Source organism: Pseudomonas sp. GD04019 (genome assembly GCF_029837695.1).
In the GTDB taxonomy this organism is placed as follows: domain Bacteria; phylum Pseudomonadota; class Gammaproteobacteria; order Pseudomonadales; family Pseudomonadaceae; genus Aquipseudomonas.
In genome coordinates this window covers 26,241-50,215 of the sequence record NZ_JAOEEA010000017.1, presented here as the reverse complement: position 1 = coordinate 50,215, position 23,975 = coordinate 26,241, and the positions used below count along the sequence as shown (strand labels likewise).

Annotated in this window: 28 protein-coding genes; 15 read left to right on the top strand and 13 right to left on the bottom strand. The window is 65.5% G+C overall.

What is annotated here, in order from left to right; all coding sequences use genetic code 11:
• The first annotated feature begins 31 nt into the window (after positions 1-31).
• A complete protein-coding gene (locus N7607_RS21975) occupies positions 32-340 on the top strand; it encodes an antibiotic biosynthesis monooxygenase (RefSeq protein WP_279868665.1) in 309 nt (102 codons plus the stop codon).
• On the opposite strand, the gene N7607_RS21970 is transcribed toward N7607_RS21975, so the two are convergent.
• The 3 genes from N7607_RS21970 to N7607_RS21960 all read right to left on the bottom strand — a co-directional run bounded on the left by N7607_RS21970 (position 316) and on the right by N7607_RS21960 (position 1,738).
• Positions 316-768 (bottom strand): hypothetical protein, encoded by a 453-nt coding sequence (locus N7607_RS21970; protein ID WP_279868666.1) that lies wholly within the window; start codon positions 766-768, stop codon positions 316-318. The two genes, N7607_RS21975 and N7607_RS21970, sit on opposite strands and share 25 nt — an antisense overlap.
• Positions 768-1,070, bottom strand: coding sequence for an I78 family peptidase inhibitor (locus N7607_RS21965; RefSeq protein WP_279868667.1), 303 nt, complete (start codon positions 1,068-1,070; stop codon positions 768-770). Before N7607_RS21965 ends, N7607_RS21970 begins: the two co-directional genes overlap by 1 nt.
• 68 nt (positions 1,071-1,138) lie before the next feature.
• On the bottom strand, positions 1,139-1,738 hold the full coding sequence (locus tag N7607_RS21960) for a short chain dehydrogenase (RefSeq protein ID WP_279868668.1): 600 nt from the start codon (positions 1,736-1,738) through the stop codon (positions 1,139-1,141).
• A gap of 113 nt (positions 1,739-1,851) precedes the next feature.
• Between N7607_RS21960 and N7607_RS21955 the strand changes: the two genes are divergently transcribed.
• Positions 1,852-2,763, top strand: a complete 912-nt coding sequence (locus N7607_RS21955; RefSeq protein WP_279868669.1) for a LysR family transcriptional regulator — start codon at positions 1,852-1,854, stop codon at positions 2,761-2,763.
• Here N7607_RS21955 and N7607_RS21950 read toward each other — a convergent pair.
• Entirely contained in the window at positions 2,760-3,992 is a 1,233-nt protein-coding gene (locus N7607_RS21950; RefSeq protein ID WP_279868670.1) for an NADH:flavin oxidoreductase/NADH oxidase family protein, read from the bottom strand. The two genes, N7607_RS21955 and N7607_RS21950, sit on opposite strands and share 4 nt — an antisense overlap.
• 78 nt (positions 3,993-4,070) lie before the next feature.
• Here N7607_RS21950 and N7607_RS21945 point away from each other — a divergent pair, with 78 nt between their 5' ends.
• The 5 genes from N7607_RS21945 (at position 4,071) to N7607_RS21925 (ending at position 9,797) form a co-directional block, all read left to right on the top strand.
• A complete protein-coding gene (locus N7607_RS21945) occupies positions 4,071-4,484 on the top strand; it encodes a MerR family transcriptional regulator (RefSeq protein ID WP_279868672.1) in 414 nt (137 codons plus the stop codon).
• 263 nt (positions 4,485-4,747) lie between these two features.
• Positions 4,748-5,161, top strand: coding sequence for an HPF/RaiA family ribosome-associated protein (locus N7607_RS21940; protein ID WP_279868673.1), 414 nt, complete (start codon positions 4,748-4,750; stop codon positions 5,159-5,161).
• Between the two features lie 214 nt (positions 5,162-5,375).
• On the top strand, positions 5,376-6,359 hold the full coding sequence (locus N7607_RS21935; protein WP_279868675.1) for a hypothetical protein: 984 nt from the start codon (positions 5,376-5,378) through the stop codon (positions 6,357-6,359).
• A gap of 454 nt (positions 6,360-6,813) precedes the next feature.
• On the top strand, positions 6,814-8,127 hold the full coding sequence (locus N7607_RS21930; protein ID WP_279868677.1) for an FAD-binding oxidoreductase: 1,314 nt from the start codon (positions 6,814-6,816) through the stop codon (positions 8,125-8,127).
• 242 nt (positions 8,128-8,369) lie between these two features.
• Positions 8,370-9,797 (top strand): mechanosensitive ion channel family protein, encoded by a 1,428-nt coding sequence (locus tag N7607_RS21925; protein WP_279868678.1) that lies wholly within the window; start codon positions 8,370-8,372, stop codon positions 9,795-9,797.
• A gap of 114 nt (positions 9,798-9,911) precedes the next feature.
• Here N7607_RS21925 and ycaC read toward each other — a convergent pair whose 3' ends face one another.
• Entirely contained in the window at positions 9,912-10,544 is a 633-nt protein-coding gene (gene ycaC / locus N7607_RS21920; protein ID WP_279868679.1) for an isochorismate family cysteine hydrolase YcaC, read from the bottom strand.
• Positions 10,545-10,703: 159 nt separating this feature from the next.
• Between ycaC and N7607_RS21915 the strand changes: the two genes are divergently transcribed.
• Positions 10,704-11,606, top strand: a complete 903-nt coding sequence (locus tag N7607_RS21915; protein WP_279868680.1) for a LysR substrate-binding domain-containing protein — start codon at positions 10,704-10,706, stop codon at positions 11,604-11,606.
• 120 nt (positions 11,607-11,726) lie between these two features.
• Here N7607_RS21915 and N7607_RS21910 read toward each other — a convergent pair whose 3' ends face one another.
• On the bottom strand, positions 11,727-12,464 hold the full coding sequence (locus N7607_RS21910) for a hypothetical protein (protein ID WP_279868682.1): 738 nt from the start codon (positions 12,462-12,464) through the stop codon (positions 11,727-11,729).
• 270 nt (positions 12,465-12,734) lie between these two features.
• On the opposite strand from N7607_RS21910, the gene N7607_RS21905 reads away from it, so the two are divergent.
• Both N7607_RS21905 and N7607_RS21900 read left to right on the top strand, forming a co-directional pair.
• Positions 12,735-13,478 carry a polysaccharide lyase family 7 protein gene (locus tag N7607_RS21905; RefSeq protein ID WP_279868684.1) on the top strand — a complete coding sequence of 248 codons (744 nt, stop codon included), beginning with the start codon at positions 12,735-12,737 and terminating at the stop codon, positions 13,476-13,478.
• 220 nt (positions 13,479-13,698) lie between these two features.
• Positions 13,699-14,229, top strand: a complete 531-nt coding sequence (locus N7607_RS21900) for a hypothetical protein (RefSeq protein WP_279868686.1) — start codon at positions 13,699-13,701, stop codon at positions 14,227-14,229.
• Positions 14,230-14,394: 165 nt separating this feature from the next.
• Here N7607_RS21900 and N7607_RS21895 read toward each other — a convergent pair whose 3' ends face one another.
• From N7607_RS21895 to N7607_RS21865, 7 genes are all read right to left on the bottom strand, one after another.
• Positions 14,395-15,279, bottom strand: coding sequence for a hypothetical protein (locus N7607_RS21895; protein ID WP_279868688.1), 885 nt, complete (start codon positions 15,277-15,279; stop codon positions 14,395-14,397).
• Between the two features lie 199 nt (positions 15,280-15,478).
• Entirely contained in the window at positions 15,479-16,309 is an 831-nt protein-coding gene (locus N7607_RS21890; RefSeq protein ID WP_279868690.1) for a hypothetical protein, read from the bottom strand.
• Between the two features lie 120 nt (positions 16,310-16,429).
• Positions 16,430-17,200, bottom strand: a complete 771-nt coding sequence (locus N7607_RS21885; protein WP_279868692.1) for an SDR family oxidoreductase — start codon at positions 17,198-17,200, stop codon at positions 16,430-16,432.
• 91 nt (positions 17,201-17,291) lie between these two features.
• Positions 17,292-17,510: a DUF3820 family protein gene (locus N7607_RS21880; RefSeq protein ID WP_137971305.1), complete on the bottom strand. Its 219-nt coding sequence runs from the start codon at positions 17,508-17,510 to the stop codon at positions 17,292-17,294.
• A 90-nt stretch (positions 17,511-17,600) separates the two neighbouring features.
• Complete coding sequence (gene ahpF, locus N7607_RS21875) at positions 17,601-19,157, bottom strand: alkyl hydroperoxide reductase subunit F (protein WP_279868694.1); 1,557 nt, start codon at positions 19,155-19,157, stop codon at positions 17,601-17,603.
• A gap of 136 nt (positions 19,158-19,293) precedes the next feature.
• The gene (gene ahpC / locus N7607_RS21870) at positions 19,294-19,857 is read right to left on the bottom strand and encodes an alkyl hydroperoxide reductase subunit C (protein ID WP_279868695.1); all 564 of its coding nucleotides are present in this window, start codon (positions 19,855-19,857) and stop codon (positions 19,294-19,296) included.
• Positions 19,858-20,001: 144 nt separating this feature from the next.
• On the bottom strand, positions 20,002-20,610 hold the full coding sequence (locus tag N7607_RS21865; protein ID WP_279868697.1) for a PilZ domain-containing protein: 609 nt from the start codon (positions 20,608-20,610) through the stop codon (positions 20,002-20,004).
• Positions 20,611-20,772: 162 nt separating this feature from the next.
• On the opposite strand from N7607_RS21865, the gene N7607_RS21860 reads away from it, so the two are divergent.
• From N7607_RS21860 to N7607_RS21840, 5 genes are all read left to right on the top strand, one after another.
• Positions 20,773-21,222, top strand: coding sequence for a flavodoxin (locus tag N7607_RS21860; RefSeq protein WP_279868698.1), 450 nt, complete (start codon positions 20,773-20,775; stop codon positions 21,220-21,222).
• Positions 21,222-21,689, top strand: a complete 468-nt coding sequence (locus N7607_RS21855; protein ID WP_279868699.1) for a cupin domain-containing protein — start codon at positions 21,222-21,224, stop codon at positions 21,687-21,689. The genes N7607_RS21860 and N7607_RS21855 overlap by 1 nt, the downstream gene beginning before the upstream one ends.
• A gap of 96 nt (positions 21,690-21,785) precedes the next feature.
• Complete coding sequence (locus tag N7607_RS21850) at positions 21,786-22,562, top strand: class II aldolase/adducin family protein (protein WP_137971311.1); 777 nt, start codon at positions 21,786-21,788, stop codon at positions 22,560-22,562.
• On the top strand, positions 22,559-23,464 hold the full coding sequence (locus N7607_RS21845; RefSeq protein WP_279868700.1) for an alpha/beta hydrolase: 906 nt from the start codon (positions 22,559-22,561) through the stop codon (positions 23,462-23,464). The genes N7607_RS21850 and N7607_RS21845 overlap by 4 nt, the downstream gene beginning before the upstream one ends.
• A complete protein-coding gene (locus N7607_RS21840; protein ID WP_279868701.1) occupies positions 23,443-23,973 on the top strand; it encodes a DUF1569 domain-containing protein in 531 nt (176 codons plus the stop codon). The genes N7607_RS21845 and N7607_RS21840 overlap by 22 nt, the downstream gene beginning before the upstream one ends.
• Positions 23,974-23,975 lie beyond the last annotated feature (2 nt).

Genomic DNA, 23,975 nt, shown 5'->3' with positions numbered 1-23,975 from the left:
CGCAAGGGGCGGCGCCTGCAGGAGACACAAGATGAATCAAGCAATCACCAGCCTGGTCCGCTTCCAGGCCCGGGAAGGCCACGGCGAGGAGCTCGGCCTGCGTCTGTGCGAGTTGTTGCTGCGGGCCAGGCGCGATGCCGCCTGCCATGGCTGCGAGCTGCTGCACGACCAGCAGTGCCCCGAGCAGTGGCAGCTGCGCGGGCAGTGGGATTCCGAGCAGGCGCTGCAGGCACACCTGCAACTGCCGCACATGCAGCTGCTCGGCCGCCTGGTGGACAGCGGCCTGATCCGGCGTATGGAGATGCGCGTCGAGGGTTATTCGGCGGGGCTGGCGTCGTAGCGGTAGGTGCCGCTGTCGAGGTTCAGGTCGATGCGGATCTGCCAGTCACTCTGCTCGTGGCCATTCTCGGCCAGACCTTCCACCGTGACCCGGGTGGCGCCATCGCTGGAGCAGCTGAGGCGGGCGAAGCTCAGTTCGGCGTGGTCGTTGTTGACCTCAGCGAAGCCGTAGCCCTGTTCCACCCGCCAGGTTGTACCCGCCTCATCCGGAGCGATGCGGTCGACGAAGATCAGGTCCTGGCCGTATTGCGAGTAGCGCAGCAGGCGCAGGTCGCCGTGGTTTTCGCCAATCTTCCAGCTGCCGCAGTCGAGCACCTGGCGCAGGCTGGCGAACTGCTCGCGGGTCTCGCCGTAGCCGACTTCCCGGCCCAGCGCCGTGGCCTGGCCGACCACGCAGGTGGCAAGCAGGGCGCAGAGCAGCGCACGCATCAGCCGCAGTTCAGGCGGATGATGGTGTCGTCTTCGTCGATGTCGATGTTCAGGCGCTGCGGGTTGTAGTCCATGGTCACCGGCTGGTTCGGCTGGGTCACCCGCAGGTGCTCGGCGCCGGCTTCTGCGCGGGCTTCCTCGGCCATCTCGGTGGTGATGCGCTTGTCCACCAGGTGTTGCACCGCCTCGGCGTTGCAGCGGCCATCGCCCTTGCTCGCGGCGGCCGGTTTGTCCGGGCTGGAGGAACAGGCGGCCAGCAGTGTGCAGGCGAGCAGGGCGGAGAGTTGCAGTGATCGGGTCATGAGGGGCGTCCTTGTCTGAAACACCCCACCACGGTGCCACCGCTGGCACGCTCAGGCAACCGCCGGGATCACAGTACGCGATAGACCTGCCCGGTCTGCCGGCCTTCCGCGCTCTTGGCGTAGGCCATGGCCACGGTGGCTGCGGGTACTGCCTTGAAACCGCGGAAGTAGGGGCCGTAGCTGGGCAGCGACTCTTCCAGCACGGTCGGGCTCACGCTGTTGATGCGCAGGCCGCGCGGCAGCTCGATGGCGGCGCCACGGACGAAACCGTCGACCGCCGCGTTGACCATGCTCAGGGCGCTGCCGAAACGGATAGGGTCTTCGCTGAGCACGCCGGAGGTGAGGGTGAAGGAGGCGCCGTCGTTGGCGAACTCGCGGCCGATCAACACCAGGTTGACCTGGCCCATCAGCTTGTCGTCCAGGCCCACGGCGAATTCCTTGGCGGTGAGTTCTTCCAGCGGGCCGAAGTGGCCGTTGCCGGCGGCGCTGATCAGCGCGTCGAACGGGCCGGTCTGCTCGAACAGGCGGCGAATCGAGGCTTGGTCGGTGATGTCTACCTGCAGCTCGCCGCTGTTGCGGCCGACGCGGACGATCTGGTGACGGTCTTTCAGCTCGTTGTCGATGGCGCGGCCGATGGTGCCGCTGGCGCCGATCAGGATGATTTTCATGGAGTGGCTCCGTACTGGTGAGTGACGGGGCCAGCTTAGGCGCTGCGCTGTTGCCAATAATCCGGGCAATGTGAAACCTTTGGTTCTCATAAGGAAACAATGAGCGACGCGCCATGAGCGAACTGGAAGACCTGGCCGCCTTCGCCCTGCTGGTGGAAGCCGGCAGCTTTACCGCCGCCGCCGAGCGCCTGGGCTGCAGCAAGGGTCAGCTGTCCAAACGCATCAGCGGCCTGGAGCGCAGCCTCGGCAGCCAACTGCTGCACCGCACCACACGCAAGCTGCACCTGACCGCGGCTGGCGCCGCCCTGCTGCCCGAGGCGCAGGCGCTGCAGGCCCAGGCCCAGCGCGCGCGCCAGGTGGTGCGCAGCCTGCAGGAGGAGGTCAGCGGCACGGTGCGCCTGACCGTGCCGGTGTCCCTCGGCGAGACCTTCTTCGATGCGCTGCTGCTGGATTTCGCCAGCCGCTATCCGCAGGTGCGGGTCGAGCTGGACCTGGCCAATGTCTACCGCGACCTGGTGGCCGACGGCTTCGACCTGGCCATCCGCTCCGGCGTAAGTCCGGACGAGCGCCTGGTGGCCAAGCCGCTGTTCGCCCTGCAGGAGATCACTTGCGCCGCGCCGGCCTACCTGGCGCGCTACGGCAAACCGCAGACGCCGGCCGAGCTGGGTGCGCACCAGTGCCTGCTCAACACTCACTACAGCGGTTTCGAGGAATGGCTGTACCACCGCCAGCATCAGCTGGAGCGGGTGCGGGTGTCCGGCAACCTGGCCAGCAACCACTACAGCCTGTTGAAGAAGGCTGCGCTGAGCGGCGCCGGCGTGGCGCGCCTGCCGTCCTACATGGTGCAGGACGAGCTGGCCGACGGCCGTCTGGTCTGGCTGCTGCGCGATCACCAGACCCGCAGTACGCCGGTGTTCCTCGTGCATCCCTGGCAGGGCAGCCTGCCGCGCCGCACCCAGGCCCTGGCGGACTACCTGCTGGGCTGGTTCGAACGCAGCCGCCAGGCCCTGGACGGTTTGCGCTAGCCGTGGCGGCTGGCGATCCAGCGCTTGTACTGACGGGCGCGGCGGGAGATCCGCAGCTGCTCGCCGATCAAGGCGCGCAGTGGCGACACATCCGGGTTGGGCTGGTGGCCCTGGCTGAGGCGGCGCAGCTGGAACTTCACCGCCGCCATATAGGCCAGCGAGGCCAGGGCCTTGCGCTTCCAGGCGATCGGCGCCAGCTCGGCGCGGCGCTCGCGGCCCTGGCGCCAGTGCTCGGGTAGCGCCGGGTCGATGGCCAGGGCTGTGGCGATGCCAGCCATGGCCACACCGCTTTCCAGCACTTTCTCCACCACCGGCAGGCGGCGGATGCCGCCGGTGACCATCACCGGCATGCGCGCCACCGCAGCGATCTCGCCGGCGAATTCGAGGAAGTAGGCCTCGCGCGCGAGGGTGCGGCCGTCGCGGGCGTCGCCCTGCATGGCCGGCGCCTCGTAACTGCCGCCGGACAGCTCGACCAGGTCGACGTCCAGCTCGTTGAGCATCTCGACCACGCGCTTGGCGTCGGCGGCGTCGAAGCCACCGCGCTGGAAGTCCGCCGAGTTGAGTTTGACCGCCACGCAGAAGCTAGGGGAGACGCGGGCGCGCACCGCCTTGACCACTTCCAGCAGCAGGCGGGCGCGGTTCTCCAGCGGCCCGCCCCAGCTGTCCGTGCGCTGGTTGGACAGCGGCGAGAGGAACTGGCTAAGCAGGTAGCCGTGGGCGGCGTGAACCTGTACACCGCTGAAGCCGGCGCGTTCGGCCAGCTCGGCGCTGTGGGCGAAGCGCTGGATCAGCGCGCCGATTTCCGCGTCGTCCAGCGCCTTGGGCAGCGGGAACATCTTGGAGAAGCTGCCCAGCTCCAGGGGAACCGCGGACGGCGCCACGGTCGGCTGGCCGAGGTTGGCCTGCATCTGCCGCCCGGGGTGGTTGAGCTGCATCCAGAACTGCGCACCCTTGGCGCGACCGACCTGGGCCCATTCGCGGAAGCGCTGCAGCAGGCTGTCGTCCTCAAGCACCACGCCGCCGGGGCCGGTCATGGCGAGGCGGTCGATCATCACGTTGCCGGTCAGCAGCAACCCGGCGCCACCCTCGGCCCAGGCCCGGTACAGGCGCAGCAGCTCGGCGGAGGGGCCCTGGTCGATGCTGGCCATGTTCTCTTCCATGGCGGCCTTGGCAATGCGGTTGGGAATGCGGGTGCCGTTGGGCAGTTGCAGGGGCTGGAAGGGGCTCATGAAGGGTTCTCCCGGTGGACGATGGGCGAAGCCTAAGATTAAAGTTAACTTCAAGGTCAATACCCCCGGAGCATTTCCATGAAGATCGGTCAACTGGCCAAGCGCACCGGCCTGGCGGCCTCGCGCATCCGCTTCTACGAGGCCAGCGGGCTGATCGCCGCCCAGCGCCAGGCCAATGGCTATCGCGAGTATCCGGCGCAGACCGAGCAGGTCCTGGCGGTGATCACTCGTGCCCAGCAGTCCGGCTTCAGCCTGGAGGAGATCCGTCGCCTGCTGCCCGACCCGGTGGCGCAGAGCTGGCCCCACGATGAACTGCTGGCCGCGCTCAGGCGCAAGGTCGAGGAGATCGAGGCGATGCAGGCGCGTCTGGCGCAGAACAAGGCGCAGCTGCTGGCCACCATCGCCGAGATCGAGAACAAGCCGGAAGGCATGCTGTGTAGCGAGAACGCCGAGCGCATGATGGCCGGCCTGCGGGCGCGGCAGGCCGATTAACGCAATCTGCTGCAACACTCGTGCGGTGGGGGTGCGACATCCTGGATTTGCTCGCCGGGGGCGCCTGTAGTAAGACTGGAGTCAGAGATTCATCCGGACCGTGGCAGACGCTGCGGTCCATTCGAAGTTGTGTGGCCCAGCAAGGGGAGTGGTGCGCCGATGGTCGGCGTACGGCGCTTCGCAGGCACACCAGAGGAGATGCTTCACCCGCCTGACCCCGCAGCCGCAGTACCTCGGAACACCCAGGAAAACGAGGAAGCCCCATGCAAGTTCAAGTTCGCACCAATCAGATTGAAGGTAGTGCTCGGCTTCAGGAATGGGTAAGCGCGGAGGTGATGGACAGGCTCGAACATTTCGACGAGCTGCTGACCCGGGTGGTCGTCCATATCAGCGACGAGAACGCACACAAGTCCGGCGGCGACGACAAGCGCTGCCAAATCGAGGCCCGTCCCAAGGGCCATCAGCCCATCTCCGTGACGCATAAGGCCGATGCCATGGGCCTGGCCATCGACGGCGCCGCCGAGAAGATGCGCCACGCCTTGGAACACCTGACCGGGCGCCTGGAAGGCAAGTCTCTCTCCACCGGTCGCTTCGTTGAAGCCGGTGACGTGCCGCTCACCGATGCCCTGCTCGAAGAGGAATTCCTGGCCAAGCAGGAAGACCTGCAACGCGAATAACCTGCGCCTCCATTGCCGCGATCAACACAACCGCCCTCTCGGGCGGTTGTCGTTTCTGCGGCCAGCGTGAGGCGCCGGCTCCTATACTGAAACCACCAGGGTCGGGCGTGCTGGACGTTCCGTTGGAGCGGGGGCCGGACGGGTAGCGGGGCTTTACCTGCGCCTGTCCGGAAAGGAAGGGCGGCTCGCCGCAGCGGCGGGCAGGCGATATCACATGAGCACCGCATGGCTGGTCGCCGCGCGCCGGCGCCTGTGCGTCCCGCTGCTGGCCGGGTTGCTGGTCGGCTGTGCCAGCGACCCGCCGGTGCACATCTCCGCGAGCACCTGGCGCCAGGTCGACCAGGATATCGCCGCCGCCTCGCGCAGTGCCGAGGATCACGCCCGCCAGCACGCGCTGGAGGCCATGCAGCGCTGGCTGGCGCTGGTGCAGCGGCAGACCGACGAGGCGTTCATTCCCTGGTTCTACGGCTACTGGACCCAGCAGTGGCTGAGCTTCAAGGTGTCCTGGTACAAGCTCGGCGCCGACGAGGACGATCCCACGGTGCGGCGCCTGGCCGCCTACCTGCAGGAGGAGTACCAGGAGCTGGTGCTCGAACCGGTGGCCGAGGAGGTTTCGCCCGAGCGCATCCTGCATGCCTCCACCCGCATCTATGTGCGCCAGCTGGACATGCGCCTGCAGACCATCCCTGGGCGTCACGGCGTACCGCAGGAACAGTTCGACCAGCGCCTGGCCGCGCTGCCGGTGATCTCCGGCGAGCCGGGCGCCAGCCTTTACCAACTGATCCACGCCGACCCGCTGGAGCGTCTGCCGGCCTATGCCGGGCTGCTCGAGCGGGTGGGCGCCGTGCCTGGCGGCGACTGGTCGGCCGACCCCGGCATCTCCCTGGTGGCTCAGCGCACCAGCGAGCGCCTGGTCGACGAGATGACCACCAGTGGCGCGGCCAGCGTGGTGGCCGCCATGGTGGGGCGGGTAGCCGGCACGGCGCTGTCCCTGGGCGCGACCATCTTCACCCTGATCGGGCGTGACGCCGACCGCCCGGAAAGCGAGGCGCAACTACGCCACAGCCTGGCGGTGGCGCTCGACCAGGAGTCCAGGGCGCTGCTGAGCAGCCCGGACCGCGGTGTGCTGGCAGGCGTCTGGTATCTCTCCGGGCAGGTCGAGGAGGGCTTGGGCCGGCCATTCCACTACCAGCCATGATTGTTTAGTAGGGTTTGAACTGAGCGTGCAAAGAATCCGATTTAACCCTGATTAGCCGCCGTGCGAGTCTCGCCTTCATGAGTTCACCCAGCCGCCGTTCCAGCCTTGTGTCCAGTCCCTGCCCGTCCAGGGCCGGCGACACCGCCGCGCTGCTCCCGGAAATCCTCGCCTTCTGGGCCCTCTGGCACTGCCGCCACGCCCGCCCACCGGATTGCCCGCTCGCCCCTTAAGGAATGCCGCCGTGCCATGTGCGCGGATGCCCTGGTCCGCAAACTTCATCTGCTGAACACCACGCGTTTTTGAATGCCCTGAGGCATCTGGCAGTGATGCGTCCCGCCCGATTTCTGCGCGTGTACCGCCAGCTAATGAGCAGACGAGCCGGCACCTGACCAACACTGATACAGAACAAGAACAGCCGACCCGCACGACGGGCCGGCCACAGAGGAAAGCACCGATGAACGCCGCCACCCAACCCGTGATCGCCGCCGCCGAGCGGGCCAAGTCCTACTACAGCGCCACGCTGAACGAGGAGACCAACTACCCGACCCTGCAGGGCCAGGTCAGCGTCGATGTCGCCATCATCGGCGGCGGCTTCACCGGTGTGGCCACCGCCGTGGAACTGGCCGAGCGCGGCCTCAAGGTGGCCATCGTCGAGACCCACAAGATCGGCTGGGGCGCCACCGGGCGCAACGGCGGCCAGGTCACCGGCAGCCTGTCGGGCGATGCGGCCATGCGCAAGCAGATGCGCGACAGCCTCGGCGAGGAAGTCGACGACTTCATCTGGCACCTGCGCTGGCGTGGCCACGAGATCATCAAGAACCGCGTGGCCAAGTACGGCATCCAGTGCGACCTGCGCCACGGCCACCTGCATGCGGCGATGAAGCCTGCGCACATGGACGAGCTGCGCGCCTCCTACGCCGAGGCCATCGAGCGCGGCATGGGTGACGACGTCAGCCTGCTCGACGCCGCCGGCGTGCGCGAACACCTGGCCAGCGACATCTACTTGGGCGCGATCAAGAACACCCGCAACATGCACCTGCACCCGCTCAACCTGTGCATCGGCGAGGCCAAGGCCGCCGCGAGCCTGGGCGCGCTGATCTTCGAGCATTCCGAGGTGCTGGACATCGTCCAGGGCGCCAACCCGGCGGTGATCACCACCCAGGGCCGCATCGACGCCAAGCAGGTGCTGCTGGCCGGCGACGTCTACCACAAGCTGGCGCGCAAGCAGCTCAAGGGCATGATCTTCCCGGCCATGGGCGGCATCGTCACCACCGCGCCGCTGGGCGACCTGGCCAAGGAACTCAACCCGCAGACCCTGGCCGTGTACGACTGCCGCTTCGTACTCGACTACTACCGCATGACCGCCGACGGCCGCCTGCTGTTCGGCGGTGGCGCGAACTACTCGGGCCGCGATTCGCGCGATATCGCCGGCGAGCTGCGCCCCTGCATCGAGAGTACCTTCCCGCAGCTCAAGGGCGTGGAGATCGAGTTCCAGTGGAGCTGCGCCATGGGCATCGTGATGAACCGCATCCCGCAGCTGGGCAAGCTGTCGCAGAACGTCTGGTACTGCCAGGGCTATTCCGGCCACGGCATCGCCACCACCCACATCATGGGCGAGATCATGGCCAACGCCCTGACCGGCACCCTCGGCCACTACGACACCTTCGCCGCCTGCAAACACATCAAGGTGCCGATGGGCGACGTGTTCGGCAACCCGATGCTGGCCGCCGGTATGTGGTACTACCAGATGATGGAAAAGCTGCGCTGAGGTGCTGCTTGGCTTTGCTGTGCCGGGGCGCGTGCATGTTTGAGAATGCGCGTTCTGAAACACTGCCCTGGGACGGGCCCGGTGGTTGGTGTTGCGGGAGGGAAAAAGCTTGAGCGTGGCGGTCTCCGGCCAATAGCGGGCGCCCGCTACAGGCCAAGACGAAGAAGAACAGGCGTTCATCTCTTTGTCGGCAATCCAGTCATACTGGGTGCCTAGTTCCTTTCCCTGCTGTGGAACCCTCCATGCTTGCACTGATCGCCCAACACCCACTCACCATCGGCGTCGTCCTGCTGCTCGCCGACCTTGCCTGCTGGCGCCTGTTGCCGGCCGAGGCCAAGGTCTTGCGAGTGATGCTGCGCCTGGGGATCTTCATTGCCTACAGCCTGGCCATCGTCAGTGCCGGGATGAGCCCGCTGCAGCCACCGCCGTGGAGCGAGCCGGCACTGAGCATGCTCGGTTCCGCCTTGGGTATCGCCTGGTGGCTGCTCTTCGCACGCACCCTGACCGTGGTGCTCGGGGTGCTGCTGATGCCGCGCAGCGGCCACACCGGGCGCCTGCTGCAGGACGTGCTGGGCGCGCTGATCTTCCTCGCCGCCATAGTCGCGGCGGCGGCCTACATCATGCAGCTGCCGGTCAAGGGGCTGCTGGCCACCTCCGGGGTCGTCGCCATCGTCATCGGCCTGGCCCTGCAGAACACCCTGGGCGACGTGTTCTCCGGCATCGTCCTGAACACCACCAAGCCCTATCGCCTGGACGACTGGGTATCGATCGACGGCATCGAAGGCAAGGTGATCGAGATCGACTGGCGCGCCACCCACCTGCGCACCAGCCAGGGCAGCACGGTGGTGATTCCCAACTCGGTGGCGGCCAAGACCAAGGTGTTCAACCTCAATCGCTCCACCGATATCGATAACGTCAAACTGAGCATCAGCGTGCCGGTGCAGGTGCGGCCAGTCCTGGTGCTCGACGCCCTCAATCGCACACTGCAGGGTGTCAGCGCGCTGCTGCAGACACCTAGGCCGAAGGTGTCGGTCAAGAGCTCCGACCTGAGCATGGTGGAGTACGAAATGAGTGCATTCGTGGCCGCCGGCAGCAGCGCGAGCGAGGTGCGCAATCAGCTGTTCGACCTCGCCCACCGGCACCTGCAGGCGGCTGGCATTCTGCGTGGCACCGAGCATGCCGATGTGCCGCGCAGCCGCCAGCGCGCGCTGCTCGACGACGTGAAAATCTTCCGTGCGCTGGATGCCGAGGACAAGGATCGACTGGCCGAACTGCTGGTGGCCCAGACCTTCAGCAAGGGGCAGGTGGTGCTGGAGGCCGGCGAAGTCAGCGAGCAGCTGCTGCTGATCGGCACCGGTGTCATATCGGCAGCCGTACCCAATGGCAGCGAGGTGATCGAAGCCGGGCGCATGGGCCCTGGCGAGGTCATGGGTGAACAGGGCGTCACCTTCGGCACGCCGTCCGAGGCACGCTTCACCGCGCTCAGTTCGGGGGTGCTCTACCGCCTCGACAAGGAAGCGCTGGAGGCCTGCCTGGAGCAACGCAGCGAGGTCGGCAGCGCGCTGGCCAAGCTGCAGAGCTTCCGTCAGCAGGCCAGTGCCTCGCTGCTGGAGCAGAAGCCCATGACGATCAAGAAGGGCAAATTCCTCAGCTGGCTGCAGCGCTCTTGAACGCAGTTTGAAAAGGCCATGCGCCAGTGCAACGGATGACCGTGCCGTTGCAGGTCGGATCCCCAAGCAAAAACCGGAGCCTGATACAGGCTCCGGTTTTTGTTTATGGATGGCTCACTTGGCCGCGGTCAGCGCGTTGTAGCTGGTGATCAAGTTGCGGTAGTCCGGGATGTGGTCGGAACAGATCTTGGCCAGGCCTTCCACGTCGTTGCGCCAGTCGCGGTGCAGCTCGCAGGCCACGGCGAACCAGTTCATCAGCTGCGCGCCGGCCTGGGTCATGCGGCTCCAGGCGGAATCGCGGGTGATCGGGTTGAAGGTGCCGGAGGCGTCGGTGACCACGAACACTTCGAAGCCCTCTTCCAGGGCCGACAGGGCCGGGAACGCCACGCACACCTCGGTGACCACGCCGGCGATGATCAGCTGCTTCTTGCCGGTGGCCTTGATCGCCTTAACGAAGTCCTCGTTGTCCCAGGCGTTGATCTGGCCGGGGCGGGCGATGTACGGCGCGTCCGGGAACAGCTCTTTCAGTTCGGGAACCAGCGGGCCGTTGGGGCCGGTTTCGAAGCTGGTGGTGAGGATGGTCGGCAGGTTGAAGAACTTGGCGAGGTCGGCCAGGGCCAGGACGTTGTTCTTGAACTTGTCCGGCTCGATGTCGCGCACCAGGGACAGCAGGCCGGCCTGATGGTCGACCAGCAGAACGGCGGCGTTATCTTTGTCCAGACGGTTGTATTTGAAAGAAGTAGTCATGGTTGCGTTCCTCGCGTTTCAGTGGGGTGCCGAATGAACCGGCGGATATGTTTGGGTGGTGCCGTGCAGTGCTGACTGCATGGAGGAAAGATTAAATTCGGACCCAATGGTGCGCTAGACTGTGAAAATTGCCTCTAGCGTTCTATTTGGAGAACGATCATGGAAGACCTCAACAGCCTCTACTACTTCACCCAGGTGGTTGAGCACGGCGGCTTTGCCGCGGCCGGGCGCGCGCTGGACATGCCCAAGTCCAAGCTCAGCCGGCGCATCGCCCAGCTCGAGGAGCGCCTCGGCGTACGCCTGCTGAACCGCACCAGCCGGCACCTGTCGCTCACCGAGATCGGCCAGGAGTACTACCGGCGCTGCCTGGCGATGCGCGTGGAGGCGGAGGGTGCGGCCGAGGTAGTCGAGCGCAACCGCGCCGAGCCGCGTGGCCTGGTACGCCTGGCTTGCCCCACCACCCTGCTGAACTCCTGGGTCGGGCCGATGCTCAGCCGCTACATGCTCAGGTACCCGCTGGTGGAGTTGTACATCGAGAGCACCAACCGCCGGGTCGACCTGCTCCACGAGGGCTTCGATATCGCCCTGCGGGTACGCTTCCCGCCGCTGGAAAACACCGACATGGTGATGAAGGTGCTGGGCGCCAGTACCCAATGCCTGGTTGGCCACCCGGATCACCTGGCCAGCCTGCCGGCGGGCTTCCAGCCCGAGGACCTGGGCCGGTTGCCGAGCCTGCACTGGGGCGGCACGCAGCGCGACTACGAGTGGGAGCTGCTGCAGGACGAGGCCAGGCTGGTGATCCCGCACCGGCCGCGCATGGTCACCGACGACCTGCTCGCCCTGCGCAACGCCGCGCTCGCCGGCGTCGGTATCGCCCACCTGCCACGGGTATCGGTACGCGAGGAACTGGCGGACGGCCGGCTGGTAGAGATGCTGCCGGGCTGGACGCCCCGCTGCGGCATCGTCCACGCTATCTTCCCGTCACGCCGCGGGCTACTGCCATCGGTGCGCACGCTGATCGATTTCCTCGCGGAGGAGTTCAGTCAGAGCGATATGGCTTGATTGGCGGGATGGGAGCGGCGTGGATGTTCTCTTCTGGCTAGGAGCAGCCCTTCGAGTACATACGCTCCTGGTCGGTAGCTACCGCTACCAAATGCCTGCATCGACTCTTCCAGCCAGATCTTAAGACAACATGGTCAGCAGCTTAACGAGCTTTGTCGCGTTGTTATCCGCCTTTGACTGCGGCGCGAACAAGCCGGCCTCTTGGCGAATACTTGCCCAAGTGGAGGTGGCCTTCTCTTCAGCACTCACGTTGTCGAGGAAGTTGGCCAACAGTCGCCTCGACTCGACGATGTCTTTAACGTGGTCGAACCCATAGTAGCCATCCAGCGGGCCAGAATACTGGCCGGACGCGAGACTACGTTGTTGATTCATGACGCTGGAGGCCATGTTTTGCTCTTGCTCGGTAAAGAGCTGGCTTTCATTCTCGGCCACAGCCAGCAAGGAGCGACGGTCGAATGAGCCAAACAATGCAAATACATCCTGCCCGCCATAGCTGTTGAAGTTGAATGGCTCACCACTTTTCTTCATGGCGGCATACACCTCGTCCATCTGCTGGCGTGCCGCCTCAGCAACAGCAGGCATCTCCTTGCCCTGCGAACTCGACAAGGCCTGGGGAAGTGACACGCTAAGGGCAAGCGTGTCGGAGTTGAAGCCTTCTCGAGGCTTGAAATATTCGCTGTAGATTTGCGCGGAGTTGCTCAGCAGCTTCTGCTTTGCCTCATCACTAACGATGACCTCAGCACTGGACTGTGAGCGCGCGAGCGGGCTGAGTCTGAGATAAACCCCGTTAGAGTCCGTTCGAGCAGCTTCAGTCAGCCTGTGCAGAGACTGGCCAGGCCCAGAAAAATTGATTCGCATCCTGCGCCCTCCATTTAAGGTTCCCTGGCTGTATCGGCGTTGGCAGGCAAATCTTTCAGCCGCTTATCTGCTACTGGCCGTTAGCAGCCCTCGGCTAAAGGCAGCTTAGTCGGATGAGATGAATGATAACCGAGCGCCGCCCTAGGATCGGATGAAGGTAGCGATCCAGGCACCATGGCGAAGATTGCCCGTCATGTGAAACCTGGATACTGGTCGCGCTGTCTGCACAGAGTCCGTATGGGCCTCTGAATAGCCATTGGGAGCGAGCCAATGCATCGATCACTACTCTGCCTGGCCGGCCTGTTGCTGGTTGCGGGCTGCAGCCACGACGAGTCGGGCGACTACCAGTCGCCGGCCGGCAACTACGACCTGACGCACTGGAAGCTGACCTTGCCCGACGACGAGGCCAGCGAAGTGCGCAGCGATGAGCTGAAGGACGGCTACGCCTCGCGCTACTTCCACCTGGCCGACAACGGTGCGATGGTCTTCATGGCGCCGGCTGGTGCGGGCACCACCAAGAACTCCGACTACCCGCGCGCCGAGCTGCGCGAGTTGCTCGACCCGGCCGACGACAATCGCAACTGGACCGGCGCCGGCTTCCACCAGCTCAAGGCCAGTGCCAGGGTGCTGCGCGCGCCGAGCACGCAGAAGATCGTCGTCGGGCAGATCCACGGCTTCGATGCCCGTCCGCTGATCAAGCTGCAGTGGGAGAAGGGCAAGCTCAAGTCGCTGATCAAGCGCCACCCCAAGGGCAGCAACAAGGACATCAGCCATGTCTTCGCCACGCCGGTGGGCAACGACCTGTTCTCTTACGTGATCGAGGTACAGGACGGTGTGCTGACGGTGGAGGTCAACGGCGAGCGCATTCAGCACGACTTCTACAAAGAGGACCCGGCCTGGCGCGAGGTGCCGTTCTACTTCAAGGCCGGCGCCTATGTGCAGGACGACGACGAGGACGGCGACGACGATGTGGGCGAGGTGCAGTTCACGCAGCTGAACGTGCACCACGACTGAAAGGCGAAGTGTGGTTCACGCAGCTGAACGTGCACCACGACTGAAAGGCGAAGTGTGCTTCACGCAGTTGAACGTGCACCACGACTGAAAGGCGAGGCGCAGTTCGCCCAGCTCAACGTGCACCACGAGTGAACGGCGAATGCAGTTCACCCAGTTGGCGGTGAAGCACGCGCCGTGACGCGCTATCCTGTGCGCCCCGAACCGTCTGCAGGACCGCCCCATGCAAGCCCAGCTCCTCGAACTCATCACCCTGATCAGCTCCGGCTGCATGACCGACGAGGAGATCGCCCGCATCGCCGACGAGGCCGCCCAGGCCTACGCCGACCCGCAGGCCTTTCTCGCCGCCAATCCGGACGTCAACTACGACGACGATTTCCCCATTCCGCTGGGCGAGTGGGTGGTGATCGGCAGTCTGCCGGAAACCGTGCTGTTCCAGGCCGACAGCTACGAGGAGCTGCTGCAGCAAATCATCGATTCGTTCGGTCCGCAGGTCAGCTTCAACATCAAGCCCAAGCAGCTGCAGAAGGTCGAGCCGCTCAAGGCGCTCAACCGCATCCAGGTGCAGCTCTCCGCGCTGTACAAGGAGAAGGGCGGCTACGTGCTGGTGGACCTCAGCGAGCCGTTGGACGATGAGCTGCAGTGCGTGCTCGTGTACACCAGCGACCTGCCGCGGGTGCTGGAGCTGGCGGTCGAGGTTGGCATCTACGCCGCCCCGGCCTACGAGGCGCTGAAAGCTGCCCAGGAAGAGTGAGTGACGGCGCCGCGCGGCGCTACCCATGAAAAAGGCCGCTTCCCGATCAAGGGGAGCGGCCTTTTTTCTGGCTGACGATCAGGTCACCAGGGCGATCAGGATGATCACCGGAATCGGCACACCGAGGAACCACAGCAGAAGTGAGCGCATGTCCGTTCTCCTTGTTCAGCTAAGCGGGGCGGTGGTGCTGCGAGTGGTGCGGTAGTCGTCGACCACCAGCACCACGGCGTCGCGGCTGCGACCACCGACGGTGGCGGCGAAGCTGCCGACGAAGGCGCCGATCAGTAGCGCGACGAACATCCACAGGGTGGCGTGCGCGGCCGCCTGTTTGGCCTGCACCACGCTCTCGCGGGCCTGGGCATAGACCTCGTCGACACGGGCCTGGGCCTCGGTGGGCGAGAGGTTAGTGCGTTGCGACACCAGCTGGATAAGGTAGGCGCGGTCGGCCGGGGCGAGCTCGCCGTCGTTGTCCAGGTTGCGCACCAGGATGCGCGCCACCACGCCATGGGCGGCATCTTCCGCGCTCGGTGCCGGGCGGTTGTCACGGAACAGGCCGTCGATGTAGTAGCCGTATTCCTCTTCGGCGCCTGCCAGGGCCGTTGGCGCCGCGCCGGAGGCGACCTGCGCGCTGGCCTGCACACCGGCGCCGACCATGCCGCTCACCGAGCCAACCAGTACGGTGGCGGTGAGCAGGGTTGCCACGGCCCAGGCCAGGAAGCCGTGCGCGGTGTCGCGGAAGAACACCTCGTCACCGTGCAGGGTGGTCCATTTCACGCGCAGGCGGCCGGCGAGATAACCGCCCATGCCCGCCGCGATCAGTTGGGTCAGCGCCAGCCAGATGATCGTGGAGATGCCCAACCCCTCGGCGCTGATGCCTTCGTTGCTCCAGGGCGAGACCGCACTGAAGCCGAGGCCGAAACCGAGCAGAATCAGAATGAGCGACAACGCCGCCGCAGCGGTGGCGCCCGCGAAGATCGCGGCCCAGGAAACACCAGAGGTGTTGGCGGATTCATCCAGGGCAGTTGCAGCAAGATCGGGTGTGGTGATCATGTTTTTATCCTTACTTGGACGGAAAACCCACTGCAGAGACGGCAGATCGCCGGCTCTTATGCGTTAGTGAGAGCGTGCGCCGGTAAGGTTCATGGTTCTTGCTATGGGACAGGCCGCAGAGAGCGGTCGGCACCATGCATCCTTGCCCGTCCTGCCAAGGCGAGCGGGGGCAGCCGATAGCGGCTGCCCTGGCTGCAGGTCAGCTGGATGACAGGTCCGCCGCCGCGTGCAGACGCTCGCGCATGGCCTGGAAGTGCAGGGCGGAGCCCTTGAAGAAGGCACCCGGCAGGATGCCATAGCGTTTCAGCGCGGCCTCCACCTGCTGTAGCCCGGCCTGCTCGGCCAGCTCATAGGCGCGCAGGCCCTTCTCGATGCGCTCGGCCGTGCTGGCGAAGTCGGCGAAGCGCATGTCGCGGCTGCTGGCGAAATAGGCGAAGCGGATACGCGGGCGCAGCGCCACGCGGCGGATCAGCGGCCAGTCCAGCGCCGCCAGCGCCCGCTCCACGGCCGGACCGACGATGAACTCCTGCTCCCACAGGAAGAATGCCTCGAACAGCTCGCGGCGCGCCGGTTGCGGCAGCGGCTCGTGCAGCGCCTGGGCCCGATGGCAGCGATTCAGGGCCGCCAGCAGGCGCGGTTGCAGGTAGTGCTCGGCGCCGGGTGCGCGGCCATGCAGTTTGCTGAAGTGGTAGGCGGTGTAGGCCTCTACGCAGACCTGCCGGTTGATCTCGCGGAATGCATCGGCGAAGGCGTGCAGCTGGCGCAGCTTGTGGCGGCGCAGGGCCGGGGTGAAGAGGAACTGGGCGGAGAGCAGGGCACCCACCTTCATACCCAGGGCGAAGTAACCGGCGCCCCATAGCGCGCCGTGGGCGGCGATCAGCGGGAAGACGCTGCGCCCGCCGGAGTCCTCGTACAAGTGGTGGTAGACCGAGGCGCGCTGGCCGAGGTCGGTGAGTGCGCCGGCCAGTACCGTCGCTTCCTGGTGAATCCGCCGGTAATCCCGGGAGAGAACGCAGCCTTCGCTATCCATATGCAGGGCTCCAAGACCAAGAATCTTCCGTCTTCACTCTAAGAAGATTCGGCCTCGGCAGCCTCGTGGCAAATTGCCTCAGGGGACGGTTACCTCTAGGGCCGCGACTCGCCAATCGATCTAGAGGCTGAAGCCGCCGTCGATCGGGATGATGGTGCCGGTCATGTAGGCACCGGCCGCGCTGCACAGGCTGATGGCCAGGGCGGCCATTTCTTCCTCGCGGCCCCAGCGCTGCATGGGGATATGCGCCACGTCCTCGGCCATGGCCGCTTCGTCGCCGGCGATGTGGCGGGTCATCTTGCTCGGGAAGCGGCCGGGGGCGATCACGTTGACGTTGATGTGCTCGCTCACCAGCTCCTTGGCCAGGATGCGCGACAGCTGGTGCAGCGCCGCCTTGCTCGGGCCATAGGCGTAGGCCTGCTCGCCGAACGAACTGATGCCAGCCACCGAACCGATATTGATCACCCGTGCCGGGCTCTGCGCGTTGCCGGCCTTGCGCAGCAGCGGCAGCAGTTGCTGGATGCAGCTGAACACGGCGGTGACGTTGAGCTGCATGACCTTCTCCCAACCCTTCACCGGGTAGTTTTCAAGCGGTGCTCCCCAGGTGGTGCCGGCATTGTTGACCAGGATATCGAGCTGCTCGATGCGGCCGCTCAGTGCTTCGGCCAGGGCGCGGGCACCTTCCTCGCCGGAGAGATCGGCGGCCAGGCCGATGCATTCGCCATGTAGCGAAAGTTCCTCGGCGGCCTGGATACAGGCGGCGCCATCACGCGCGCAGATGAACACCCGCGCGCCGGCTTCGAGCAGGCCCTGGGCGATCATCCGGCCGATGCCGCGGCTGCCACCAGTGACCAGGGCGGTGCGGCCCTGCAGGCTGAAATAGGGGTGCATGGCGATTCCTCGAAGGTGATGGGACGAGCCCGTACCCTAAACGAGGCGGCCGGCGGACGCGGCGCTTATAGCTGGCGCAAATGCTGGGGCATCAGCGTTTGCCCTGGCGCAGCGGCTCCAGCAGCGGCTTGAGGCCGTTGTGGTCGATCTCCTGCATCAGCGCCAGCAAGCGGCCGATCTCGCCCTTGGGGAACCCCTCGCGGGCGAACCAGTTGAGGTAGTTGCCCGGCAGGTCGGCGATCAGCCGGCCCTGGTATTTGCCGAAGGGCATGGTGCGGGTGACCAGCAGGAGGAGGTCTTCGGGATTCATGGTCGAGTCGTAGGCGAAGGAGGGCGCAGTGTGCCCTGAGCGGCGCCCATGAAAAAGGGCCCCGCGGGGCCCTTTGTCGTGTGGCGGCGATCAGCTGGTACGGATCAGGTGGTCGAAGGCGCTCAGCGAGGCCTTGGAGCCTTCGCCCATGGCGATGACGATCTGCTTGTACGGCACGGTGGTCACGTCGCCGGCGGCAAATACGCCGGGGATGTTGGTGGCGCCTTTGGCATCGACCACGATCTCGCCGAAGCGGCTCAGCTCCACGGTGCCTTTCAGCCAGTCGCTGTTGGGCAGCAGGCCGATCTGCACGAAGATGCCTTCCAGCTCGACGGTGTGCACCGCGTCGCTGGTGCGGTCCTTGTAGACCAGACCGGCGACCTTCTGCCCGTCGCCCTTGACCTCGGTGGTCTGCGCGCTCTTGATCACGGTGACGTTGGGCAGGCTGTACAGCTTCTTCTGCAGCACGGCGTCGGCACGCAGGGTGTCGGCGAACTCCAGCAGGGTCACGTGGGCAACCAGGCCGGCCAGGTCGATGGCTGCTTCCACGCCGGAGTTGCCGCCGCCGATCACCGCCACGCGCTTGCCCTTGAACAGCGGGCCGTCGCAGTGTGGGCAGAAGCACACGCCCTTGGCCTTGTATTCCTGCTCGCCGGGCACGCCCATCTCGCGCCAGCGTGCGCCGGTGGAGAGGATCACGGTCTTGGCCTTGAGGCTGGCGCCGTTGTCGAACTGCACTTCATGCAGGCCGCCTTCGCTGCTGGCCGGCACCAGGGCGCTGGCGCGCTGCAGGTTCATGATGTCGACTTCGTATTCCTTGACGTGTTCTTCCAAGGCGCGGACCAGTTTCGGCCCTTCGGTTTCCTTGACCGAGATGAAGTTCTCGATGGCCATGGTGTCCAGCACCTGGCCACCGAAGCGCTCGGCGGCGATGGCGGTGCGGATGCCTTTACGGGCGGCGTAGATGGCCGCTGCGGCGCCAGCCGGGCCGCCACCGATGACCAGTACGTCGAAGGCTTCCTTGGCGCTCATTTTCTCGGCATCGCGGCTACCGGCCTTGGTGTCGATCTTGGCGAGGATTTCCTTCACTTCCATGCGGCCGGAGGCGAACACTTCGCCATTCAGGTAGATGCTCGGCACGGCCATGACCTGGCGGCGCTCGACTTCTTCCTGGAACAGCGCACCGTCGATGGAGACGTTGCGGATATTGGGGTTGAGCACGGCCATCAGGTTCAGCGCCTGGACCACGTCCGGGCAGTTCTGGCAGGACAGCGAGAAGTAGGTCTCGAACTCGAACTTGCCTTCGATGGCCTGGATCTGCGCGATGGTCTCGGCATCCAGTTTCGACGGATGGCCGCCGACCTGCAGCAGGGCCAGCACCAGCGAGGTGAACTCGTGGCCCATGGGGATGCCGGCGAAGGCCACGCCGATATCGGCGCCCGGACGAACCAGGGCGAAGGACGGACGGCGCGCATCGCTGCCATCGGTCTTGAGGGTGATCTTGTCGGTCAGACCGACGATGTCCTTGAGCAGGCCCAGCAGTTCCTGGGACTTCTCGCCGTCATCGAGGGAAGCGACGATCTCGAACGGCTGGGTGACCTTCTCGAGGTAGGCCTGCAACTGGGTTTTAAGAGTGGCATCCAACATGACGGGGTTCCTTTTACGAATTTCGGACAAACAAACGCCCGGACGGATCGCGCCCGGGCGTTCGGGCACTTGGAGGGCTGGGTCTCAGCCCGCAAAGCGCAAGGCGGGTGGGGCCGGTAAGGCCCCGGGCAGATACTTAGATCTTGCCAACCAGGTCCAGCGAAGGAGCCAGAGTTTTTTCGCCTTCTTTCCACTTGGCCGGGCAAACCTGGCCCGGGTTAGCGGCGGTGTACTGGGCGGCTTTCAGCTTGCGCAGGGTCTCGGAGACGTCGCGAGCGATTTCGTTGGAGTGGATTTCCAGGGTCTTGATCACGCCTTCCGGGTTGATCACGAAGGTGCCGCGCAGGGCCAGGCCTTCTTCGGCGATGTGCACGCCGAAAGCGTTGGTCAGCTGGTGGGTCGGATCACCGATCAGCGGGAACTTGGCTTTGCCAACGGCCGGGGAGGTTTCGTGCCAGACCTTGTGCGAGAAGTGGGTGTCGGTGGTGACGATGTATACCTCGGCACCGGCCTTCTGGAACTCGGCGTAGTTGTTGGCGGCGTCTTCGATCTCGGTCGGGCAGTTGAAGGTGAAGGCGGCCGGCATGAAGATCAGGACGGACCACTTGCCTTTCAGGCTCTGCTCGGTGACTTCGACGAACTCGCCGTTGTGGAAAGCGGTGGCCTTGAAGGGTTGAACCTGGGTGTTGATCAGGGACATTGAGAGAACTCCTGTTGGGGGTTGGTAACTTGATGCTGCGCATACTAACCGCAGTATCGGTAATCGCTAAATTGAATGAAGGCATCACGACGATTGGTTTGGTCTATGCGCCTGCATCTAAAGAGTGGCAGTGATCTATGACGCTCAGCCGGCGATCTGCAATTGTGGATGTCGCTGGCGATACTGCTCGAAGATGTACTGGCGGATGCGTTCGGCATGTTCGCCGTGATGCACCTGCAGGCCATAGGCCGCGCGGTGGCGACCGATGCGGCGGATACGCTGGCCCTTGATCGGCAGGCTGTCGCGGTCCGGTAGTGGCAGCCACAGGCTGAACTTCTCCGGCGGCTCCCGCATTGGCGAGCCCAGCACCAGGCTGGTGGGCGCCAATTCATAGACCAGCAGGCCGCTTTCCTCACCGTTGGCGTCACGCAGGGCCAGGGGTTCGTCAAGTTCCAGGCGCCACGGACGACGGATCGTGCCGTCCTCGAAGATGCTTGGCGCGCCCATTTCCAGCTGCAGGCCATGCAGTTCGTCTTCCACCATCTGCAGCGGGAAGGTCATCCGGCAATCACCCATCTGCGCTTCCAGGCTGAGGCTGGCGTGGCTGCCCAGGCGGGCGAGCAGCGCGTTGGCCTGCGGGCCGCCGTCGACCTTGAAGGCAGGAATGGGCAAAGGCTTGCCAATCAGCTGGCTGTTGAAAACTTCTCTGATGAAGCTCAGCTCTTCGCTGGACAGAGTAGGTTGCTCGGACATGGGGGCCCCTCCAAGGGCTGCTCGCCGATACTGCAAGCAAGAAATGCGCCTTCTGGAGGCGGACTAACACATGGGTGGGACGGCTGCATGAGGAGCGAGTTCCCCGGCAGGCGACATGCGGCATAATGCGCGGCGTTTTTTCTGGAATCTGCGGAGTGCTGCATGAAAGTCGCCATTTTGTCCGGTTCGGTCTACGGGGCCGCCGAGGAAGTCGCCCGTCGCGCCGTCCAGGTGCTGGAAGGTGCCGGTTTCGAGGCCTGGCACAAGCCCGGTGTGGCGCTCGATGAGGTGCTGGCCTTCGCGCCCGAGGCGATTCTGGTGGTCACGTCCACCACCGGCATGGGCGAGCTGCCCGGCAACATCCAAAACCTCTATTACGCCATCCGCGACCGCTTTCCGGCCTGGAGCGGCCTGGCCGGTGCGGTGATCGCCCTGGGCGACTCCAGCTACGACGTGTTCTGCGGCGGTGGCGAGCAGATGCGCGAGCTGCTGCTGGAGCTGGGCATGCGCGAGGCGCTGCCGATGCTGCGCCTGGATTCCAGCGAGTCGGTGACGCCGGAAGAGGACGCCATGCCCTGGCTGGCCGAACTGGCCCAGGTGCTGAAAGGCTGATGCACCCGCGCGCCGCCGAACTGATCCGCCAGCTGCAGTTGGCCGCGCATCCCGAAGGCGGCTATTACCGGCGCCTGTTCACTTCCGATCTGCGTGATGCCGACGGTCGCGCCGCCTCCAGCGCCATCTTTTTTCTGCTGCCGGGTGGCGTGGTCAGTCGCTGGCATCGGGTCGATGCGGACGAGCTGTGGCACTACCACGAGGGCGCGCCACTGGAGCTGCTGGTAGCGCAGACGCCGGACCAGGTGCGCAGCGAGCGGCTCGGCCCGGTGGCAATCGACCAGCTGCCGCAGCGAGCGGTGCCGGCCCAGGCCTGGCAGGCCGCGCGCAGCCTGGGCGACTTCACCCTGGTGGGCTGTACGGTGGCGCCGGAGTTTCGCTTCGACGGCTTTCGTCTGCTGGCCGATGACCCGGCGGCATTGGCGCTCTGGCCGCGTCTGGCGGGCGACTATCCCGAGCTGCTGTGACCCGCTCGGCCACTAGGCTGGCCTGCAAGGCGACTGGTGGGCGGCCCATCGCTCGCTAGACTCCTCGGCACAACGACAAATGCCGAGGTACCCGCCGTGAACGCTCCGCTCAATCTCCCCGATGTGAAGAGTCAGGTTTCCGCTGCCGAATGGCAGACCCGCGTCGACCTGGCCGCCTGCTACCGCCTGATCGCCCTGTATGGCTGGGACGACCTGATCTTCACCCACATCTCGGCGAAGATCCCGGGCAGCGAAGAGTTCCTGATCAACCCCTACGGCCTGATGTTCCACGAAATCACCGCGTCGAGCCTGGTGAAGATCGACCTGGCCGGCAAGAAGCTGATGGACAGCCCCTACGACATCAACCCGGCCGGCTACACCATCCACAGCGCCGTGCACGAGGTGCGCCACGACGTGGCCTGCGTGCTGCACATCCATACCGCCGCCGGCATTGCCGTTTCCGCACAGAAGCAGGGCCTGCTGCCGCTGTCGCAACAATCCCTGTTCGTTCTCGCCAGCCTGGCCTACCACGGCTACGAAGGAGTGGCGCTCAACCACGACGAGAAGAGCCGCCTGCAGCATGACCTGGGCGACAAGAACTTCATGATCCTGCCCAACCATGGCCTGCTCACCGCCTTCGGCAGCATCGCCGACGCCTTCCTCGGCATGTTCACCCTGCAGCGCGCCTGCGAGATCCAGGTCATGGCGCAGAGCGGCGGCACGGAGCTGATCCATATCCCGCAGCAGATTCTCGATGGCGCCCGGGCGATGATCGCCGGCGTGATGAAGAGCCCCACGGGCATGGGCGGCGCGCTGCCCTGGCCGGCGCTGCTGCGCAAGCTCGATGCGCAGATGCCGGGCTACGCCGAGTGAGTACCTTGCCGGGCATCGGCCTGGACGACTGGCGCTCGCGCGGTCGCGGCTTCAGCTTCAACGGCCAGGCCATCCGCTACTGGACGGCAGGCGAGGGCGAGCCGTTGCTGCTGATCCACGGCTTCCCCACCGCGAGCTGGGACTGGCACTACCTGTGGCAGCCGCTGGCGGCCAAGTACCGGGTCATCGCCTGCGACATGCTCGGCTTCGGCTACTCGGCCAAGCCACGCGGGCATGTCTACAGCCTGCTGGAGCAGGCCGACCTGCAGCAGGCGCTGCTGGCGCACCTGGGGATAAGCGGGCCGGTGCATGTGCTGGCCCATGACTATGGCGACAGCGTGGCCCAGGAGCTGATCGCCCGACATCAGGAAGGCCGCCTGCAGCTGGCCAGTTGTGTGTTCCTCAACGGCGGGTTGTTCCCCGAGACCCATCGCCCGGTGCTGACCCAGAAGCTGCTGCTCAGCCCGCTCGGGCCGCTGCTCGGCAAGCTGTTCTCGCGCAGCAAGCTGAAGGCCAACCTGACCAAGGTGTTCGGCCCGCACACGCCGCCCAGCGAGAGCGAAGTGGATGCCTTCTGGGCGCTGATCGCGCACAACGACGGTCCCGCGGTGATGCACCGGCTGATCCGCTACATCCTCGACCGCCGCGTCAACCGCGAGCGCTGGGTGGCGGCGATGCAGGAAACGGCGGTGCCGCTGCGGGTGATCGACGGCGCGCTGGATCCTATCTCCGGCGCACACATGGTGGCGCGCTATCGCGAGCTGATCGCCAACCCGGACACGGTTTTACTGGAAGCCATAGGCCACTATCCGCAGACCGAGGCGCCCGCAGAGGTGCTCGAACACTATCTGCGGTTCCGTGATCGGCTGGAGGCCAAAACATGCAGCGACGTACTGTCTTGAAGGGAGCCGCGGTAGGCGGCGTAGCGATTCTGGGGGCGGGGTTCTGGGCATTGCCCACGGGCGCCGCACCGGCCGCGCTGAGCCTGGATGGCGCGCGTCAGGTGCTGCAAGGTCTCAAGGGCCAGGCACTGACCAGCATGCAGGGCTGGACCCCGACCGAGGTGTTCAACCACTGCGCGCAGAGCATCGAGTATTCGCTGGACGGCTACCCCGAGCTGAAGCCGGCCTGGTTCCGCCATAGCGTCGGTCCGGCCGCCTTCGCCGTGTTCAGCGCCCGTGGTGCTATGCGTCATTCGTTGACCGAAGCCATTCCCGGCGCCGCGCCGCTGGCCGAGCCGGCCAGCCAGGAGCTGGCGCTGCAGCGTCTGCAACTGGCCTTCGAGCGTTTCGCCGCCCACCAGGGCGAGCTCAAGCCGCATTTCGCCTATGGCGCCCTCGACCATGCTGAGTACGCCCAGGCTCATGTGATGCACCTGTATAACCACCTGAGTCTGATCCGGCCGGCCTGATT